The organism is Aestuariivirga sp. (assembly GCF_037139295.1).
In the GTDB taxonomy this organism is placed as follows: domain Bacteria; phylum Pseudomonadota; class Alphaproteobacteria; order Rhizobiales; family Aestuariivirgaceae; genus Aestuariivirga.
Genome location: NZ_JBAXGR010000242.1, coordinates 1 through 2,630 on the forward strand (window position 1 = coordinate 1; position 2,630 = coordinate 2,630).

Genomic DNA, 2,630 nt, shown 5'->3' on the forward strand with positions numbered 1-2,630 from the left:
AATGGCGCGCCCGACAGGATTCGAACCCATGACCCCCAGATTCGTAGTCTGTAGGTGGTAATTTTTTGGCCTCTAAGCCGCCTCGGGCCTAAGCCACTGGCTGCAAGGCCCCGATCCATGAGAGATCCAGTAAAAGATGCATAAAGTTGCCAAGAGTGACAACAAGCAGTTGTGCAGAGCCCGCCGGGCGCATACATTACTCTTCAGATCGGTTCCAGTCAGTGTCACCAAGCCGTGACATTCGGCGTGACACTGAAGATGGAGAGCTCCCGCCGTGGATTTCAGCAAGGCCGACAAGACCACCCGCAACCTGAAGCCCAAGGCGGCCGCCTACACGACTGCCCTCGGTGACGGCATCCTTTGCCGGGTGGCGCCTAACGGCACGAAGACGCTGGAGCTCCGCGCGCGGCTGAATGGCACAGTGCAGAGGTTCCGGCTTGGTCACTACCCGGCCACCACAATCACCGAGGCGGCTGGCAAGGCGGCAGAGTATCGAGCCATGCTCAAGAACGGCATGAGCCCGAAGGTGGCCGAGCAGCGTGCCGCCGGCGCTGACTTGCCCCGGAACCTGCGCGAGGCGGCCGACCGCTTCATCGAGGGCCACCTCGCCATCAAGGCGGGTGCGGGCTGGGGCCACGAGGCCAAGCGCATCATCAAGAGTGACGTTCTGCCCACCCTCGGGCACTTCCCGCTCCAGCAACTGCAGCGCACCGACCTCACCACGTTGATCGAGAGCAAGGCCCGAGCCCTGCGCGCCAAGGGGCGAAAGGGCATCGCGGCAAACCGCCTCGCCGCCGTCGTCAGCAAGTTCATGCGTTGGTGCGCCATGCAGGGCTGGGTGGGTCATGATCTGGGCACCAATCTGCCGAAGCCCGCCGCCGAGAAGGCCAAGGACCGCGTTCTGAGCGGTGAAGAGACAGGTGTCTTCTGGAACGCCTTGACCGAGGCGGCCACCACATCCGGCCCCATCCTCCAGCCGCACGCCAGGATCATGCAACTTCTCGCCATCACCGGCGCGCGCTGCAGCGAGATCACGACCCTCACCGTCGCCGACATCGATCTGAAGGCGGGTAACATCTCGATCACCGACGCCAAGAACGACGCCAGCAACCGCACGCTCCCCATGGCGCCAGCGGCCCGCGCCATCATCGAGGCCCGGATCACGGAGGTGGGCGAGGGGCTGCTCTTCCCCGGCCCCCGTGCAGGCAAGGTGATCGCCAGCAACGAGATCAGCCGCACTTGCCGCAAGCTGCTGAAGCGCCTGAAGCTCGCACCCTTCACCCCGCATGACCTGCGCCGCACCGCAATCTCGATCATGGCTGAGGACGGCATTGATGGTGACATCCGCCGCCGCATCACCGGCCATCAGGCTCCGGACGTTCACGGCCGGGTGTACGACCGCGCGCTCCGACTCGACGACATGCGGCGGGCGCTGGCAATGATCGAGGGCACCTACGCCACCGCCGCGACGAAGGCCGCCGCCAATGCCCACGCCGACAACGTGGTGCCCATGGTCACCACCAAGCCGAAGCGCAAGGCTTAGCCAATGCCACGGGGCGGGAAGAGGGCTAACGCTGGCCGGAAGGGCCTGATCTTCGAAGAGAAGCTCCAGTGCAGCGCGCTGGTGTATGAGATCATCGAGCGCGACAAGGAACGGCGTTATGACCGGGCTTTCGCCCTGAAGGCCCGCAGCAGCCACCGCGAGGGCCACCCCACGCCCGAGCTCGATGAGCTCAAGGACCACCTCGCCGAGATCAAGCGCCCGTCTCCCGAAGTGTGGAAGCGAATGACGCCGGAGGAAAGGGCCGAAGCCATCGCCGACAGGCGCGACTATGTGGCCCAGCACCGAGCGGCACCTGACGGCACGCCCATTGGCGCTCTCTTCGCCGCCACAGGCATGTCGCGCCATACCAGCGTAGGGCCGCCGACCGACCGTGAGCTCGGCGCCATCGACCGGCACGCCGCCGAAGTGATGACAGCCCGACTCGAACGGCCCATCACGCCCCGGCAGGTAGCCGAGGCCCGCCGCTACATCAGGAAGATCGGCCTCGGCGACTGACCGCGATAACGGCCCGGCCCGCTTGCATCGTATGAAAAACGTGAACCTCTGACGGGCGCCACTGTCAATTCTGCCAACCTTCGCTCCAGTCCCGCCACTCAAGGCGGGCTCCTACTGGAGTGTACCATGGAAACCAAGCCTGCATTGCAGCCCCGAACCGTGAGCGTCACCGACGCCGCGAAGGCGCTGGGCATCGGCACGACCACCTGCTGGCGGATGATCAGCGAGGGCCTGATCACGCCTGTCACCATCGGCGGTCGCACCCTCGTTGAGGTGGCTGAAATCGACCGCGTCATTGAACGCCACCGCCGCCCTCGCACCGCCGCCTGAAACGCAACACGGCGGTCGCCCGTGTTTTCCACGCCCGGGGCCGCACCGCCGCATCACTGAAGGACTGAACCCATGAACGATACCCCTGCGCCCGATAACGGCGCAACGGTGCGCGCCCGGTGGACCCCGCCGAGCACCGCCACCATCGCCAAGTGCCTCGCGCGCCTGCAGACTACGCTGAGCTCCGAGCTCAAGAGCGTGTACGGCGCCACACTGCGCGGCGTCGTCCCGCGCATCTTCG

The 2,630-nt window shown here is 65.8% G+C and carries 3 protein-coding genes; all 3 read left to right on the plus strand.

Features of this window, described 5'->3' with window-relative positions:
* Positions 1–274 precede the first annotated feature (274 nt).
* Positions 275–1,543 (plus strand): integrase family protein, encoded by a 1,269-nt coding sequence (locus WCJ41_RS21420; protein ID WP_336907870.1) that lies wholly within the window; start codon positions 275–277, stop codon positions 1,541–1,543.
* Between the two features lie 81 nt (positions 1,544–1,624).
* Complete coding sequence (locus tag WCJ41_RS21425; protein ID WP_336907871.1) at positions 1,625–2,059, plus strand: hypothetical protein; 435 nt, start codon at positions 1,625–1,627, stop codon at positions 2,057–2,059.
* Positions 2,060–2,185: 126 nt separating this feature from the next.
* Positions 2,186–2,389 carry a helix-turn-helix domain-containing protein gene (locus tag WCJ41_RS21430; protein ID WP_336907872.1) on the plus strand — a complete coding sequence of 68 codons (204 nt, stop codon included), beginning with the start codon at positions 2,186–2,188 and terminating at the stop codon, positions 2,387–2,389.
* The last annotated feature ends 241 nt before the right edge of the window (positions 2,390–2,630 follow it).

Bases quoted from the DNA above. Each gene is read 5' to 3' on its own strand.
- WCJ41_RS21430 (WP_336907872.1), top strand. From the start codon at position 2,186: ATGGAAACCAAGCCTGCATTGCAGCCCCGAACCGTGAGCGTCACCGAC.